Source organism: Deltaproteobacteria bacterium, from assembly GCA_026129095.1.
Classification (GTDB): Bacteria; JAGRBM01; JAGRBM01; order JAGRBM01; family JAHCIT01; genus JAHCIT01.
The window spans coordinates 21059-36926 of sequence record JAHCIT010000011.1; the positions used below are offsets into that span (position 1 = coordinate 21059).

Sequence of the window (15868 nt, forward strand, 5' to 3'; positions counted from 1 at the left end):
AGGACTCCGTACGGGAAATCCTACCTGCCGGCGGCGGGAGCGGCCAGCGTCCGCTATTTCGCCACAGAGTTCAGTATCGTGATGATATTGTTCCGCTCCGGCATGTTCTCGTAGCGGATCACGATGTCGTCCCGGCGGTCACGGTTCAGGTCCAGGGAATAGATGAAGAACGAGCAGGGCACCTTGTAGTGGTGCGCTTCCACTCCGAACTTCTGGGCGGTCGAGAGCGCAATGGTGAATTCGCCTGGCCCACGCGCCTGCATGAAATCGGGCCTGCCGTCACCGTTGAAATCGTTCCAGTACAGGAAGCTCGCCCCGAACGACGAGTTCGTCGGCTTGGTGCGGAAAGCGAAGCTCCAGCTGTCGGTATTCGTGGGCTTTTCCGGGAACCGGCCTGTCTTCGGATCGAAATGGTAATATTCGTAGCGGATCGCCAGCGTGCCCAGCGCGAGGAACCGGACGATCTGCGTGATGCTGAACGGGAAATACTGGATCACAAGGTCCGGATAGCCGTCATTGTTGAAGTCGCCCAGGCGGGTCGTCTCGGCAAAACCGTCCGTTACCCAGAAGTTGTCCGGCTTGGCCGGGAACTTGCCGCCGTCATTCAGGAATACCGATGTCTCCATCCCCACTTCCATCGCGGCGAGGTTGGTGATCTTGAGGCGCGTCGTCCAGGCATCCAGCAGGCCGTCCTTGTTGAAATCGGCAAGGAACACCCGGGTGACCGCCTGGAGACGCGAGTATTTCAGGAAATCACTCAGCCTGAACACGTTGAGGCGTATTTCGCGGGGTTTCTCCTCGAACCGGCCGTCGCCCATCCCCCGGAACACAAAGAGCGAATCGAACTGGACGCTCGTCAGGTCGCCGATTCCGTCGCCGGTCATATCGCCGTACGTGATATCGGGGATATCCAGGGAGCCACGCACGGCGAGCTGGGAAACCCGGTTGATGATCACGTCGTTTTCCCAGTGGGAGCCCCAGAGGGTTCTCAGCGGAATCTCCAGATACTGCTGGCGCTGAAACGTGCCGTTCTTGCGGGTCCAGAGCGCGGATTTCTGGAAACCGGGGAGCAGGATGTCCAGCGTCCCATCGCCGTTCCAGTCGCGCACGAAGTCCCACGATACGGCCAGCGTGGGGTCGGCCCGCTGGAATATCGTCGTTTCCGTGACGAGCCGCACGGGCGTCTCGTCCAGCTTGCCGTCTTTCCAGGCCAGATACACGGCGCCGTCCGGGACCGCGAACACCACTTCTTCGCCGGGCGAATGGCTGTCCACCTCGCCCAGATCAATCACCACCGCCTCGTCAAAAAGACGGAATACCTGGTCCGGCTTCTCGGGGAACCGCCCCTCCGCCGTCCCCATGAAAATGTTCAGGTAGCGATACAGCTTGCGGGCGGCATCGTTCACCACGTTCGACACCGACACCATGTCAGTGAAACCGTCGCCGTTGATGTCGCCAAAGAGGCTGTTGCGGGCCTCTCCGCGGGTGTGATGCTCGGTTATCACGAACTCCGGCTTCGTGGAGGCGGCCGCCGGCACCGCCAGCAGCAGCACCAGAACCAGTCCCGTCAATGAGTAGTTATTCATCAAACTGGCATCACCGGGCGCTTGCCCTCACGCATCATAACGGGCGAGTCGAGCGAAAGTTTCAGTTCGGCCGCCAGACGCGGACGGACCTGCTCGGGTTCAAGGATTTCATCGATCCACCCGCGCGAGGCGGCATACTCCACCGTGACCGTGCGATCATGCCGCTCGACCGTCTCGCGCATTTCGGTCTCGATCTGCTCCCGTGCGGCGCCTTCGGCACCGGCAAGCTTTTCACCGAACACCACCTGCCCCACCTGGGAAGAGGCCATGACGGCGATCTCCGCCCACGGCAGGCCGAAGATTCGCCGCGGCCCGAATGCGGTCCCGCACATGGCATAGTAACCCGCGCCGTAGGCTTTCCTCACCACGACCGTCAGCTTCGGCACCGTCGCCCGGGCGAGGTTCTGGATCATGCGGGCGCCAGCGTGGATGATCCCCCGGTGCTCGGCCTTTGATCCCACCATGAACCCCGGCACGTCCTGGAAGAACAGGAGCGGGACATTGAACGAATCGCAGAGCGAGATGAACCACGCCGTCTTGTCGGCCGCCAGGGTGTCGATGACGCCGCCATAGAAGTTAGGCTGGTTGGCGACAATACCCACCGGAAAGCCGTCCAGCCGGGCAAAACCAGTCAGCATCTGGCGTGCATAACGCGGCCTGAGCTCAAACCACGAATCCCGGTCAGTGATGGCCGTGACAATCTTCCGCATGTCGTAGACCTTGCGGGTGTCCTCTGGCACGACAGCGGCGATTTCGCCCGTCGTGCGGAGCGGATCGTCGCCCGTCTCCAAGCGGGGAGCGGGCATGGTGTGGTTCGTGGGCAGATAGGAAAGGAACTTCCGGATCGCCTCGATGCAGGCCTCGTCGCTCTCGACTTCAAGATCGCCGACACCGGACAGCTCGCAGTGCACCTTTGAACCGCCGAGGTCCTGCTCGCTGATCTCCTCGCCCACGGCCGCTTTCGCCAGCTTCGGCCCGGCCAGGAACGCCGACGAACGGCCCTTCACGAATGGCGAGAAATCGGCGAGTCCAGGCACATATCCGCCGCCAGCCACGCAGGGACCGAACACCCCGGCCACCTGCGGGAAAATGCCGGAGTAGAGCGACATGCGGTTAAAGATGTCGCCCGCGTGGTTGTGGTCAGGGAAAACGTGGTCCTGCTCTGGCAGGAACGCCCCCGCGCAGTCCACCAAAAACACCGTCGGAATCCGCTGCTTGTGGGCGTAGTCCTGCGCCTTGAGGATTTTCTGTATGGTTTCCGGGTACCAGGCTCCCGCCTTCACGTCGTTCAGGTTGGCGATGATGACCGCTGGCCGGCCGCCGACAAGACCCCAGCCGGTGAGCACACCGGCACGCGGGATGTCCCGTGCCGAGGCCATGTACCGGTTCATTTCATGGAACGAGCCCTTGTCGAACAGGAGCTGGGCCCGCTCGGTGGCCAGGAGCTTCCCGCGCTCATGCTGGCGGGCGATGTTCTTCTCGCCGCCGCCAGCCTCCACCCGCCGGCCCAGATCATCAAGTCTTGCCTTCTTCTCCGCGTACGTCGCGGCCTCCCTGATCGTCGGCCTCGGTTTGTCTGGTTTCCGGCTGGTCATCGCGTGGACTGGCTCCTCATGGACTTCGAGTGGCGAAGCGTGGCGACGGTAGCCGGAAAGAGGCGGGGCACCAAACGGCCGGCGGCTCCGGCCGGACAAACGGGACAAATCGGCCCTGAACGGTCTACTCGATCCCCGTTGCGGCCTGCTCACGGACCTGCTGGGCGCGTTTCATCTCGGCTTCCAGGGTCTTCTTGATCTCCCTGAAGTCCATTTCCGGCTCGGCATGCTGTCTCCAGCCGGGAGCATCACCGCCCACTGGTTCGCCAGGAAAGCTGCCGGTTTCGGCCGCAGACCCGTTTCCGGCCAGGTCGCCCGAAACCGGAGCACCCGCTGAAAGCCCGGCTCTCCGTGCATCCAGGCCGGTTACAGATGAAAAGCTGACCGTCCCGCCACGCGCCTTGCGGGATTCCAGAAAGAGGCCGACAGCCGAATCGAGACGCGAGGCATAACCGCTGATGACCGTATTGGCCACGATCAGCGCCGCCGCCACGAACACCACGGTCAGCTTGATCATGAGATCAGCCTTCTGGAACCGGTCAATCAGGATGAATGCGATCACACCGACCACAAGGCCAAAGAGAATCGTGCCGAGTGTCCATTTGCCGGAGCCAACGTCGTGCCTCACCGACAGCAGGTTCCACGAGAACTCCGGCATCTTCGCCGCCACATCCAGCGACTTCAGTTCGAGGGAAGTCGGCAGCCGCGGAAGCGTGAAACCGAAGGCGGGACGAATGGCGGGACCGGCGTCCGGCTTTGACATTTCGACTCTGATTTCGGGGGATGGCACCGGCAGCGCGTCAGCCGGAGCGGCTTCCAGTTCCACCTGCTCCAGATGCCGGCTTTCTTCCGATCTCAGATCAATCGCCTGTCCACGGTATCTGGCGGGGATATCCTCCCTATGCCGGACCTGGTGCCGCTTCCCGTGCTCGTCAAAATACTGCCAGTCGGCCAGGGCTGGGGTGGCCGTCAGGACAAAAAGCGACAGCACCAACGCCGCCGCCCAGACGGACCTTTTCGAAATATCCCCGCCCCACCCCGGCATGAACGCTCCCGTGCAAAATGCAGAATCATGCGATTCTCCCCCGTTGTCTTCGGGGTGTCAAGAATGAAGCCTTGTGGGAACCGGAGCCGGGCTGCTGGGGATCAGCTCCGGAAGTTGCTGAAGAACCCCTTGTCGTCGTCACCGACCGCCTCGCCTGACTCCTCGGCGAACTCCTTGAGCAGCTTCTTCTGGCGGGCAGTGAGCTTCTTCGGGACGTGGATCTCGATGGTGACCAGCAGATCGCCCTTGCCGTACTCGTTCAGGCGCGGAATGCCCTTCCCCTTCAGGCGGAAAGTCTGCCCGCTCACCGAGCCGGCGGGTATTTTCAGCTGGGCCCGGCCATCGAGCGTCGGCACGTCCAGTTCGCCACCCATGGCGGCCATCGGGAAGGTGATCTTCCGGTGGAGGTGGAGATCATAACCGTCACGCTCGAATTCGGGATGCGGCATCACGTCCAGCACCACGTACAGGTCGCCGGGATACCCCCCCTTGCCGGGTGGCAGGTCGCCTTCGCCGCTCAGCTTGAGATGGGTTCCCGTGTCCACGCCCGCCGGGATTCGGACTTCCAGGCGGCGGCGGATTTCGGTCATCCCGCTGCCACGGCACTTTTCACACTTTTCGCGGATCACCTGTCCCTCGCCCCCACAGGTGGTGCAGGTCCGCTGCATCGTGAAGAAGCCCTGCTGGAAGCGAAGCTGGCCGCTGCCGTGGCATGATGCACAGATTTCCGGCTTGGTCCCGGTCTTTGCGCCGTTCCCGCCACAGGTCTCGCATCCGATGGCACGGGGAATATCGATCGTTTCGGTCCCGCCGAAGACGGCCGTCTCGAAGGGGATGGTCAGCCGGTAACGGAGATCCTGCCCCCGTCGTGGACGGTGCTGCTGCTGGCGGGCACGGCCCCCGGCGGCTCCCCCGAACAGGTCGCTGAAAATATCGCCGAAAACATCCCCGAACGGTCCGCCCCCGCGGAAATCGAACCCGCCAGGGCTGCCCCCCGCACCCCGGTCGAATGCGGCATGGCCAAACTGGTCGTACTGGCTCTTCTTTTCGGGGTCCGAAAGGACGGCATAGGCCTCCTGAATCCCCTTGAACTTCTCCTCGGCGGCCTTGTCGCCGGGGTTCTTGTCCGGATGGTACTTGAGGGCGAGCTTGCGGTAAGCGCTCTTTATTTCGGCCTCGCTGGCCGACCGGGATACTCCCAAAGCCTCGTAATAGTCCTGCTTGCTCATATCCGGTCTGCCCCGGCTTCTCCCGGCAGGGCACAGCCCTTCCGTCGCCCCGGGAGGGGGCATGCACAATCAAACCATCGTTTCTGCCGGGTCAAGACCAGCCTTCAGGATTCCTTCGAAGCGGCCGCATAAAGGGCCTCGGTCACCTTGTGGGATGCCTGCTGGAGGGCTTCGTAGGCGGATTTCAGCTTCATCGCATCGCCCGTATCCCGGGCCGCCTGGAGCATGCTGATCAGTTCCTTCAGATGGGAAGCGTCCGAGGGATCGAGGATATCCCCCGCCTCGTTCACCAGCTTGTCGGCCTGGTACAGCAGGCCGTCGGCCTCGTTCTTCATCTCGATGAACTTCACCCGCTCTTCGTCGCTCGCCCTGGCCTTCTCGGCCTCGGAGACGAGATTGCTGATTTCGTCGGCGCTCAGGCCCGAGGCAGCGGTAATCCGGATCGACTGTTTCTTGCCGGTCCCGAGATCAGCCGCCGACACCTGCACGATGCCGTTGGCATCGATATCGAATGCCACCTCGATCTGGGGAACGCCGCGCGGGGCGGGCGGAATGCCTACCAGCTCGAAATTACCCAGGAGCTTGTTGTCGGCGGCGAGGGGCCGCTCGCCCTGGAAAACCTTGACCGTCACGACGGGCTGGTTGTCCTGCGCGGTCGAGAAGACCTGCGATTTCCGGGTCGGAATGGTGGTGTTCTTCTCGATGATCTTGGTGAATACGCCACCGGCGGTCTCGACGCCCAGCGACAGCGGGGTCACGTCCAGCAGAAGCACGTCCTTTACCGCGCCGGTGAGTATCGCTCCCTGAATCGCCGCCCCAATGGCAACAGCCTCATCGGGATTGACGCTCCGGTTCGGTTCCTTGCCGAATATCTCCTTGACCTTGGCCTGGACCTTCGGCATCCGGGTCATGCCGCCCACGAGCAGCACTGTGTCGATCTGGGCGGCGGTGAGCCCCGCGTCCTTGATGGCCATTTCGCAGGGGGGAATCAGCCGGTCGATGAGATCGCTGACCATCTTCTCGAACTCGGCACGCTCCAGCGTGTAGTTCATGTGCTTGGGGCCCGACTTGTCGGCGCAGATGAACGGCAGGTTGATGATCGCTTCATTGGCGGTGGAAAGCTCATGCTTGGCCTTTTCGGCCCCTTCCGACAGCCGCTGCAGCGCCATGCGGTCCTTGCGCAAATCAATCCCGGTTTCTTTCTGGAACTTGGCGATGAGCCAGTCGATGATGCGGAGATCGAAATCCTCGCCGCCCAGGAACGTATCGCCATTGGTGGACTTTACATTGAAAACGCCGTCCGACAGTTCGAGAACGGAAATATCGAACGTGCCACCGCCAAGGTCGAACACGGCGACCTTTTCTTCCCTGCCCTGCTTGTCAAGGCCGTAGGCCAGCGCGGCCGCCGTGGGCTCGTTGATCACACGCAGCACATCAAGACCGGAAATCTTGCCCGCATCCTTGGTCGCCTGCCGCTGCGCATCGTTGAAGTAGGCCGGACAGGTGATGACCGCCTTGGAGACTTCCTCCCCGAGATAGTCCTCGGCCGTGGATTTCATCTTCTGGAGCACCATCGCCGAAATCTCGGCAGGTGCATACTGCCGGCCCCGGGCCTCGACCCAGGCGTCCCCGTTGGCATGCTCGATAATCTTGAAAGGCGCGATGTCCTTGGTCTTCTGGACTTCCTGGTCGGTGAAGCGCCGGCCCACGAGCCGCTTCGTCACGTAAATCGTATGTTCGGAGTTGGTGACCGCCTGCCGCTTGGCCACCTGCCCGACAAGCCGTTCACCCGATTCGGTAAAACCGACGATGGAAGGCGTCGTCCGTGCGCCCTCGGAGTTGGCGATCACGACAGGCCCCGAACCCTCCATAATCGCGACGCAGGAGTTCGTCGTCCCCAGATCAATGCCGATAACCTTATCGCCCATTCAAAGGGTTCCTGGCCTCTTCTCCCGCCACATCGCGGGTCATGACGAACTTTCGGACGAAGGGGTATCTGGACCGTTTCCGGATGATACACCATCTCCGTCGGCGGCTACCGTAGCCGCTCCCGCCTGCGGTGCAGGCACCTTGGAAACCCCCACAAGCGCCGGTCTTAGCAGCTTTTCATAGATCATGTATCCTTTTTGATACAAATCAACCACCTGGCTGGGCGGCACGTCGTCCCGCTCGATCTGCTGCATTGCCTGGTGAATGGCCGGGTCAAAGGCCGCACCGATGCCGGGAACCGGCTTGATACCGTATTTCTCGAACGCCTGCTGGAACAGGGTAGCCGTCATCTGGATGCCGGTAAGAAACTGCTGCACGGCCGGATCTTCAGGCAGGTTGCCGGCATGTTCGAGGGCCCGCTGGAAGTTGTCCAGCACCTGAAGCGCCTCGGAGGCGAACTTTTCATGTCCGAACCGGATGAGGTCCAGCCGGTCCTTCTGCGTGCGCTTGCGGAAGTTTTCCTGGTCGGCGAGCGAGCGCTTGTATTTGTCGTCTGCTTCTTTCAGCGCCGCCTGGGCCGCCTCCAGATCCTTCGCCATTGACTCGATCTGGGCTTGCATCGCCTGAACCATGGCGGAATCGGGCGGCGGATCGTCCGCGGCACCGGTACCAGGGACGTCGCCCGTATCGATTTCGACACCCGCCGGCTCGTCTGCGTTCGGCCCGGTCTCGCCTTTGTGCTCGCGGCTGATCCGCTCAACGCTCTGCAGCGCTTCGCGCATCAGTTCTTCAGGATCAACAGTCTTCGACAAGTTCTTGTGCTCCCTGCTTCCCGGACTGCCGGTTCGAAACCGTTTACCAGATTAAATGCGGTCTAGGCCAGTCCCGCATCACCGGCCGCACGCGTCAGCCGCGCCGCCAAATACGTCACCGCCGGCAGGATCCGTTCGTAATCCATCCGGGGAGTACCCAGCACACCCACGATTCCGATCGGATCCGATCCTTCGGGGCCATATCCGGCCACCACGAGTGCCGCCGGAAAACCGTCAATCCCGGTTTCCGAGCCAATGAGCGTCCGCACCCGGCCGTCGCCATCGCGGGCCACCCGCTCCAGAAGCCGCGCCAGCCGGCTCCGCTCCTCCAGCAGCTCCATCACCGCACGGAGCCGCTTCTCGTCGCTGGAAAGCTCCGGGGCCGTCAGCACGCTACTCAGCCCCTCGACGATGAGCCGCCCGCCGGAATCCTCGGCCTCGACGCCCGCCAGCGTCTGCCCGGCGAGCTTCAGTGCCGCCGTCCGGAGCCGGTCGTATTCATCCTGGGCATGGCGGAGCTCCTGCGCCACCCGCTCGCGCAGTTCGGCCAGCGTAAGTCCGTGGAGAATCGAATTAAGATAGTTGTTGAACCGCTCCAGTTCGGCAGTTTCGACTTCCTCCGGGGAAACCAGATGCCGGTGACGAACATCCCCCGACTCGGTGACGATGATGGCCACCAGTTCATTCCGGCGGAGTCTCAGGAACTCGATCCGGCCGAGACGCTCGGCCCTGGCCACCGGCGAGAGCACCAGACCCGCGCAACTGGAAAACATGGCCGCCAGCTTCGATCCCTGCGGCAGGCAGTCGCGGAAACTGGTGGCTCCGGTGAGGCCGGATTCGATGAGCGCGGCATCCCCGTCCTCCAGCCCGGCCGGTTCCATCAGATCCCGCACGAAGACCCTGAAGCCCTCGTCCGTGGGCACCCGGCCGGCCGATGCATGTGGCTGGTGCACAAGGCCATCAGCCGCGAGTTCGCCGAAAATGTTCCGCACCGTGGCGGCCGAGCAGTCCAGCCCGCCGCCCCGGACAATCTCAGACGAGGGCACCGGTTCGCCGCTCCGGACAAACATCTTCACGAGCGTGCCCAGCACCACATGACGCCGGTCGGTTTTCATTCGTCTCGCCATCAACAAATTACCAAATAGTTTCAGGCAGTTGCGTCATCCTTAGGTTAACGCATTCAGTGTAAATCGGACACCGCAAAAGGCAAGCGGACTTAGTCTGCCAAAAGGCCCGCAATCACCCGGTTTGCCAGCAGCACCGACCGGGGCGTAAGCCGCCAGCGGCCAATTCTCAGTTCAACTTCGCCCCGCCCGGCGGCCCGCTCCAGCCTTGGCAGAAGCCCCACCGTCTTTTCAGTCCCAAACTCATGGCTGAGTTCTTCCAGCGAGATTCCCTCGTCCAGCAGCCGCAGGCCGAGGAAAACGGCTTCCTCGAACGCCTCGCTCCGGTCCACCTCGCGCCATTCGGGACAAATCCCGCGAACGGGCGCCAACAGTGATGCCAGTTCCCCCGTTCCTGCCACGCCTTCCACATATTTGCCGTGCCGTTCGAATGGCCGGGGCACGGACCAGCGTAAATCCGGGCTGTGGCCCTCACCCGGCCAGAAGCCGTGCGCCCCGGCGCCAAGGGCAAGATAGGGAACCCGGCGCCAGTAGAGCGAATTGTGCACCGCCTCGTGTCCCGGCAGCGCGAAGTTGGAGATTTCGTAATGGCGGTAACCGGCGGCCGCCAGCAGTTCACGTGCGGCCTCGAAGCAGTCGGCCTGGAAATCGCTGTCTGGCACGCCGAGTTTTCCTTCCTTCTGGAGGCGTCCGAACTCCGTGCCTGTTTCGACCGTAAGTCCGTACATCGAGACATGCAGAGGGCGGTATGCCAGTGCCCGGCGAAGTCCGGCGGCGAACCCTTCCACTGTTTGCCCCGGCAGGCCGTACATGAGATCCAGCGACCAGCTTTCGAGACCGCTCCCGGCAAGCAGTTCGAGCGCCGTTTCGGCCCTGGGAACATCGTGGACCCGGCCCAGCGTTTTCAGCACATCCGGCTGGAACGTCTGTACCCCAAGGCTCACCCGCCCGATGCCCATGCCCCGGTAGCGGGCCAGTTTTTCCCGCGTCAGCGATTCAGGATTCGCCTCCAGCGTCACCTCACGAAGTCCGGAGATATCAATCCACCGGCCGAGGGTGTCCAGAAGCTCCCCGATCAGGAGGGGCTCCACTGCCGAAGGGGTGCCGCCGCCGAGATACAGCGTCTGAAAGCCGCCCGCTCCGGCGGCCGAATCCAGAACCGGTGGAACCAGCAGTCCGGCTTCCCGCCGGAGCCGTCCGAAGTATACGGATTCGGCGCCCTCCGGCAGCGTCCCATCGGGCCACGAGTTGAAGTCGCAGTAGTGACACTTCCGCGCACAGAACGGGATATGGACATAGAGGCCGGGACACCGGCCGGAAGCATCAGGGGACACCGGCATTTCGCGGCCATTGTGGCCATACCGCCGCTAAAAGTCCCGTACCTTCCTTAACTCTTGGACCGATCTCCCCGATGGGCTAGTTTCCTCCTTCAGGCAAGGGAAACCGAGGCACGCCCATGATACCGACCGACCAGCTCAAACACATCGCGTTGTTCAGCGGCTTCACTCACGACGAACTGGAAAAGGTCGCCGCCGTCATGGACCAGAAAACCTGGAAGGACGGCGAGATCATCATCCGTGAGCGTACGATTGGCGAAGGGTTCCACTGCATTGCCAACGGTGAAGTGGCCGTCTGCCGCCGCCAGGGCGAAGAGCTTGAGGTATTCGCGACACTGAAAAAGGGCGAGCATTTCGGCGAGATCAGCCTCGTGGACAAGAAACCGACCACCGCCGACTGCGTGGCCAAGGGCACAACCACGACGCTGTTCCTGAGCCGCATGAAATACCGGTCCCTGATCGACAGCCAGCCAGCCATCGGCGTCAAGTTCCTTGAACACTTCTGCATGTCGCTCTGCGGCCGGCTGCGGGCCACCAATGAGGTCCTGTACGCCGAGAAAAAGATGTCCAAGAAGCTCAAGGAGAGCGCCGGCCGGAGCGTCTAGGGGTCACATTTATTTTCCCTTCGCACCGCCGCCGGATCAGCTACACTTCCCCCGGCAACCGGCCGGACCTTGAAGGCGGCGCGGGGAGAGGTTCATCGAGACCGTGGCATCCGCTAATCCGATCCAGAGCATCCGGACCGAACTGAAGCAGACTTTCATCGAGCGCGAGGAGCTGATCGACGGCACCCTCGCGGCGCTGCTTGCCCGTGAGCATGTGCTCCTGATCGGGCCGCCGGGAACGGCCAAGTCGATGCTCGCCGACGAACTGTGCAAGCGGATCGACGGGGCAGACTATTTCCAGTGGCTGCTGACCAAATTCACGACACCGGAGGAGATCTTCGGACCCATCTCTTTAAAGGCGCTGGAACGGGACGAATACACCCGCATCCCCCGGGACAAGCTGCCGGTGGCGCACGTGGCGTTCCTGGACGAGATCTTCAAGGCGAACAGCTCGATCCTGAACGCACTCCTGTCGCTCATCAACGAGCGCAAGTTCCACAACGGCGACAAGCCGCAGGATGCGCCGCTGATCTCGATGTTCGGAGCCTCCAACGAGCTGCCGGACGAAGAGGAACTGACCGCCCTGTATGACCGCTTCATGCTCCGCTACCTGGTGAAATACCTGGAGGAAGATGCGAACTTCGTCTCGATGCTGGCACTCAAGCAGCCCAAGACGCGGACCCGGATCACGCTGAAGGAGCTCGACGAGATCCAGGATGAAGTGACCGCCATCGATCTGCCGGATCTGGTCATGAACCTGATCCTGACGGTCCGCAACAAGCTGAAGAAGGAGAACATCATCCCCTCCGACCGGCGGTTCCGCAACTCGCTGAACCTGCTCCGGGCGGTGGCCTACATGGAAGGCCGGAGCCACGTCACCGATTCCGACCTGATGATTCTCTGCCACGTCCTGTGGACGACGCCGGATGACATCCCGGTGGTGGAGAACGTCGTCTATGACGTGGCCAATCCCTTTGACCGGAGGGCGGACGAGTTCCTCCAGCAGGCCCAGGAGATCTCGGCCTATGCCCGGCGCGACTGGGCCGACGAGGACGAGCGCACCAAGGCCGGCATCGAGGCCCACACAAAGTTCAAGAAGATCCACTCCCGCATCGGCGATGTGATCAAGCGGGCGAGCCAGGAAGGCCGTTCTCTCGGCAAGATCGAGGATGTCCGCGTCCGGATCGAGCGGATGCACAACGAGATCCTGGAGAACTGCCTCGGACTGGAAGAAGCTCCCTGAAGACCGGAGCGGCCCGGCTGGAGCCAGCGTAAATGGCCTACACGCCCCCCAAGGATGTCGAGCGCGGCGAGTTCCGGCGCCGGAAGAAGACAGCCGCTGAACCACCGGCGCCTGCGGATCTGTCCGTCATCCATTCGGTCGAAAACGATTCCTTCGACCGGGCCATGTTCAGTGAAATGCTCGACGACTCGCCTGTGCTGGCGGACCTGAAGCGCCGGGGCGAAACATTCTTTTCGCCATTCGGGACGCTGCTGCAGGACGTCTTTTCGAGTTTGTACAAATACAACATCCGGCTCTCGGACCCGAAAACGCTCGTTAAGAGCAATCTCCAGAACCGGAGCCTCGTCGAAAGCGCCATGGGCCGTAAGGAGTGGCTCGAACTGCGCAAGTTCACCATCCTGAACGAACCCTCGGCGGCCGTCGCCACCTACAGCCTTGCCAGCGGGATTCTCAGCCAGATCCAGAAGGACATGGCCGAACAGGTCAACGACATGCACGACTCCGAGCAGCGCATGGCCGACCAGCAGGAGGAGATTGAATCGCTGGAAGAACTGCTGGAGAACTACAACGCCTCCCAAGAAATGGAGGAGAAGATCCGCGAGCGGCTGGAGCAGGCCCGCGAGGAAATGAGCGAGAACGCCGAACGGTATGACCAGCAGGTCCAGGATTTCGAGAACGACCCCGCCCGCCAGAGCGCGCTGGAGCGGGCGCTCACCGACGGGTTCGAGCAGGCCCTGAACGATGTGCGCGACTCGCAGGAACTGATGGAAGGTTTCGGCGAGGAAGCCGGCCAGAACCAGCGGATGACGGTGAACCAGCGGCTGCTCCTGGCGAAAAAGCTCCAGACTTCGGACAAGCTGAAGCGGCTTGCCAAGATGGTGGGCAAGTTCAAGCGGCTGGCGCTGGCCGAACAGCGCCGCCGGGTGATGCAGCACCACGAGGAGATGTACGACGTCACCCTGGGTAACGACATCTCCCGTCTCATACCGGCGGAACTGTTCACCCTGCGCCATCCGCTGCTCCGCAAGGATTTCCTGCGCCGGTTCGTGGAAGGAAAGCTCCTCCAGTACAACCTGCGCGGCGACGAGGAGCGGGGAAAGGGCGCCCTCGTCGTCTGCATCGACGGCAGCTACTCGATGGAAGGCGAAAAGGAACTCTGGTCCAAGGCGGTGACGCTCGCCATGCTGGACATTGCCACCCGGCAGAAGCGCAACTTCCGGGCGATTCACTTCGGTTCGAAGAAGGATCCGCTTACGGTGATGGAGTTCCCGAAAAACGAGCTGCGGGAACGGCGGATCGAGAAGGTGGAGCAGCTCGCCGAGTATTTCATCGGCGGCGGCACCGACTTCGAGAAACCCCTCCAGGAAGCGATCTATTCGCTTGAGCGCGACGACAAGCAGCGCGGCGACATCGTGTTCATCACCGATGGCGACTGCGTGGTGTCGTCCCGGTGGCTCGCCGAGTTCCGGCGGATGAAAGAGGACCTGGAAGTGTCGGTCTATTCGATCCTCGTGGACATGGGGATCAATACCCCCGCCACGGTGAAGGAGTTTTCCGACAAGGTGACGACCGTCTCGCGCCTCACCTCAGACGAGGTGAAGGACCTGTTCGCGCAGCTGTAGGCCTTATTCCCACATCCGGACGGGCAGCAGGTTCGCCAGGGCAAACCCGGCAATGAGCGCCCAGGAAAGCACGCGGGCCGGCGTTTCGTCGTCCCGGCGGAACATCATGAACGGCAGGAAACCCATCCACCAGGCAGTGGCCGCCGACAGCCATTCGAGCGGCATCATCATCCGGTAACGGAACAGGGCCATCCCGGCGGCGAGCGCGAACGGCACGGTTCCGTGCAGCACCAGCTCGCGGAACAGGCGGTCCTTTTCCGTCCGGGCCGAACGGCGGGCGGCCAGCTTCAGGGAAAACTGGCAGACAAAGAGTGGTGGCAGCAGCAAGCCGGCCATCAGCGCCGAATAGCCCCACTTCCGTGCCGTCGGCCAGTAGTCGAGAATGGAACCCGTGAGTCCCAGGGCGAGCGCCCCGCAGACGGCGGCAGCGAACAGCACTCCGGCGGCAAGATAACGGAGCCCCGCCCCCCGGATCAGGCATTCGATCTGATGGGCACGGTTGTCCTCGTCCACAGCAAGGAACCACAGCACCGAGAACAGGATGCCCGCCGCCCAGAACTGTGCAAGGACCGGTCCAGCCAGCGCCAGCGGCACATGATCCAGCACCGGCTCCAGCACCACCGACAGGAGCGGCGCCGCCAGCCAGAGGGCGAGGTAGAGCCGCATGCCCAGCTTCAGATACAGGGGGCCGCTGTCTCCGGTGTCTTCGGCGGGGCCGAGTTCATGCTGGATCGCCTCGCTGATCCGTCCGCCGGAAATCCGGACAGCGGTGTGCGGGAAATGCCTTTCCAGCTCCCGGTACAAGAAGGCCAGCCATGCCCACAGCAGTGCCCCGGCGGCTGCCAGAACCCCTGCGATGGTAAGCCCGCTGCCCAGCCAGTCGCGGGCGAACGCCCGCACGTATGCCGGAACGGACGGGGGCTGCGACCGGTGGCCGAGCGAGCGGTCCAGCCAGTCCATCACCGCATGGGACATGCCGGGGTGATACACCTCCATGATGTGCTCACAGCCGGGAAATATCTTCAGGCCCCGCGCCGAGCCGTCCTCAAACCGGCCCACCACCTGTCCAGCTTCGGTAATCATGCCGCCGGAAAACCTTTGCGCCAGTTCCAGCGACCGCTCACGGGAGATGTACTGGTCGTACGCACAGTTGAGGAACAGGTAGTTGGGGACTTTCGCCCAGTCACCATTGCCATTGATCCCGGCAATGGCGACCACCGCCCCGACGTCCGCACCGAGCAGCGCTGCGTCGGTCACGGCATGGCCGCCCATCGAGTGTCCGACGAGCGCGATCCGTGCCGGGTCCACATCCGGGCGGCGGCGGAGCGCCTGTATGGCTGCGAGGATTTCCGGCTTTTCCAGCACCTTGAAACCTTCCGGCTCAAACCGCCGGGGGAACCGCATCGCTCCACCGGTATCGCCGTGCCCTCTCACGTCAATGGCGGCCACCACATAGCCCGATCTCGCCAGCGGAAGGATGTAGTTCGCCTCGTAGAGTTCGTGGCTCGCCATGAAACCGTGGACAAACACCACTCCGGGCAGCCTGCCTCCTCCCACCGGACGGGCATAAACCTGCATGGAAACGTCTAGGCTGCTGCCGTCGCTTTCCCGGACGCTTTCCACGTGATCAACGACTTCAAGGCCCGCATACCGGTTCCACCGGAGGACAAATTGCCCCAGTGCCGCTGCGAACAGCCCGGCAACGACAACGATGGTTTTCGCCCGCGTAGACATAGCGCCA

At 62.7% G+C, this 15868-nt stretch carries 12 protein-coding genes; 3 read left to right on the top strand and 9 right to left on the bottom strand.

Annotated elements, in window-relative coordinates; all coding sequences use genetic code 11:
• Nucleotides 1-53 precede the first annotated feature (53 nt).
• The 8 genes from KIT79_14185 to hemW all read right to left on the bottom strand — a co-directional run bounded on the left by KIT79_14185 (nt 54) and on the right by hemW (nt 10654).
• Nucleotides 54-1586, bottom strand: coding sequence for a VCBS repeat-containing protein (locus tag KIT79_14185; GenBank protein MCW5830452.1), 1533 nt, complete (start codon nt 1584-1586; stop codon nt 54-56).
• Nucleotides 1586-3181 carry an acyl-CoA carboxylase subunit beta gene (locus tag KIT79_14190; protein ID MCW5830453.1) on the bottom strand — a complete coding sequence of 532 codons (1596 nt, stop codon included), beginning with the start codon at nt 3179-3181 and terminating at the stop codon, nt 1586-1588. The genes KIT79_14185 and KIT79_14190 overlap by 1 nt, the downstream gene beginning before the upstream one ends.
• Nucleotides 3182-3305: 124 nt before the next feature.
• A complete protein-coding gene (locus KIT79_14195) occupies nt 3306-4226 on the bottom strand; it encodes a hypothetical protein (protein ID MCW5830454.1) in 921 nt (306 codons plus the stop codon).
• A gap of 101 nt (nt 4227-4327) precedes the next feature.
• Nucleotides 4328-5455 (bottom strand): molecular chaperone DnaJ, encoded by a 1128-nt coding sequence (gene dnaJ / locus KIT79_14200; GenBank protein MCW5830455.1) that lies wholly within the window; start codon nt 5453-5455, stop codon nt 4328-4330.
• 104 nt (nt 5456-5559) lie between these two features.
• Nucleotides 5560-7383, bottom strand: a complete 1824-nt coding sequence (dnaK, locus tag KIT79_14205; GenBank protein ID MCW5830456.1) for a molecular chaperone DnaK — start codon at nt 7381-7383, stop codon at nt 5560-5562.
• A gap of 39 nt (nt 7384-7422) precedes the next feature.
• Nucleotides 7423-8196: a nucleotide exchange factor GrpE gene (locus tag KIT79_14210; protein MCW5830457.1), complete on the bottom strand. Its 774-nt coding sequence runs from the start codon at nt 8194-8196 to the stop codon at nt 7423-7425.
• A 62-nt stretch (nt 8197-8258) separates the two neighbouring features.
• Nucleotides 8259-9311 carry a heat-inducible transcription repressor HrcA gene (gene hrcA, locus KIT79_14215; GenBank protein MCW5830458.1) on the bottom strand — a complete coding sequence of 351 codons (1053 nt, stop codon included), beginning with the start codon at nt 9309-9311 and terminating at the stop codon, nt 8259-8261.
• A gap of 101 nt (nt 9312-9412) precedes the next feature.
• Nucleotides 9413-10654: a radical SAM family heme chaperone HemW gene (hemW, locus tag KIT79_14220; protein ID MCW5830459.1), complete on the bottom strand. Its 1242-nt coding sequence runs from the start codon at nt 10652-10654 to the stop codon at nt 9413-9415.
• Nucleotides 10655-10776: 122 nt separating this feature from the next.
• On the opposite strand from hemW, the gene KIT79_14225 reads away from it, so the two are divergent.
• The 3 genes from KIT79_14225 to KIT79_14235 all read left to right on the top strand — a co-directional run bounded on the left by KIT79_14225 (nt 10777) and on the right by KIT79_14235 (nt 14127).
• Nucleotides 10777-11262, top strand: a complete 486-nt coding sequence (locus KIT79_14225; protein MCW5830460.1) for a cyclic nucleotide-binding domain-containing protein — start codon at nt 10777-10779, stop codon at nt 11260-11262.
• A 103-nt stretch (nt 11263-11365) separates the two neighbouring features.
• A complete protein-coding gene (locus KIT79_14230) occupies nt 11366-12505 on the top strand; it encodes an AAA family ATPase (protein MCW5830461.1) in 1140 nt (379 codons plus the stop codon).
• 32 nt (nt 12506-12537) lie between these two features.
• Entirely contained in the window at nt 12538-14127 is a 1590-nt protein-coding gene (locus KIT79_14235; GenBank protein ID MCW5830462.1) for a VWA domain-containing protein, read from the top strand.
• A 3-nt stretch (nt 14128-14130) separates the two neighbouring features.
• On the opposite strand, the gene KIT79_14240 is transcribed toward KIT79_14235, so the two are convergent.
• Entirely contained in the window at nt 14131-15861 is a 1731-nt protein-coding gene (locus KIT79_14240; protein ID MCW5830463.1) for an alpha/beta fold hydrolase, read from the bottom strand.
• Between the last annotated feature and the right edge of the window lie 7 nt (nt 15862-15868).

Excerpts from the sequence above, each read along its gene's own strand:
- dnaK (MCW5830456.1), bottom strand. The coding sequence starts at position 7,383 with ATGGGCGATAAGGTTATCGGCATTGATCTGGGGACGACGAACTCCTGC.
- hrcA (MCW5830458.1), bottom strand. The coding sequence starts at position 9,311 with ATGAAAACCGACCGGCGTCATGTGGTGCTGGGCACGCTCGTGAAGATG.
- KIT79_14225 (MCW5830460.1), top strand. The coding sequence starts at position 10,777 with ATGATACCGACCGACCAGCTCAAACACATCGCGTTGTTCAGCGGCTTC.
- KIT79_14195 (MCW5830454.1), bottom strand. The coding sequence starts at position 4,226 with ATGCCGGGGTGGGGCGGGGATATTTCGAAAAGGTCCGTCTGGGCGGCG.
- KIT79_14190 (MCW5830453.1), bottom strand. The coding sequence starts at position 3,181 with ATGACCAGCCGGAAACCAGACAAACCGAGGCCGACGATCAGGGAGGCC.
- KIT79_14185 (MCW5830452.1), bottom strand. The coding sequence starts at position 1,586 with ATGAATAACTACTCATTGACGGGACTGGTTCTGGTGCTGCTGCTGGCG.
- KIT79_14240 (MCW5830463.1), bottom strand. The coding sequence starts at position 15,861 with ATGTCTACGCGGGCGAAAACCATCGTTGTCGTTGCCGGGCTGTTCGCA.
- KIT79_14235 (MCW5830462.1), top strand. The coding sequence starts at position 12,538 with ATGGCCTACACGCCCCCCAAGGATGTCGAGCGCGGCGAGTTCCGGCGC.
- dnaJ (MCW5830455.1), bottom strand. The coding sequence starts at position 5,455 with ATGAGCAAGCAGGACTATTACGAGGCTTTGGGAGTATCCCGGTCGGCC.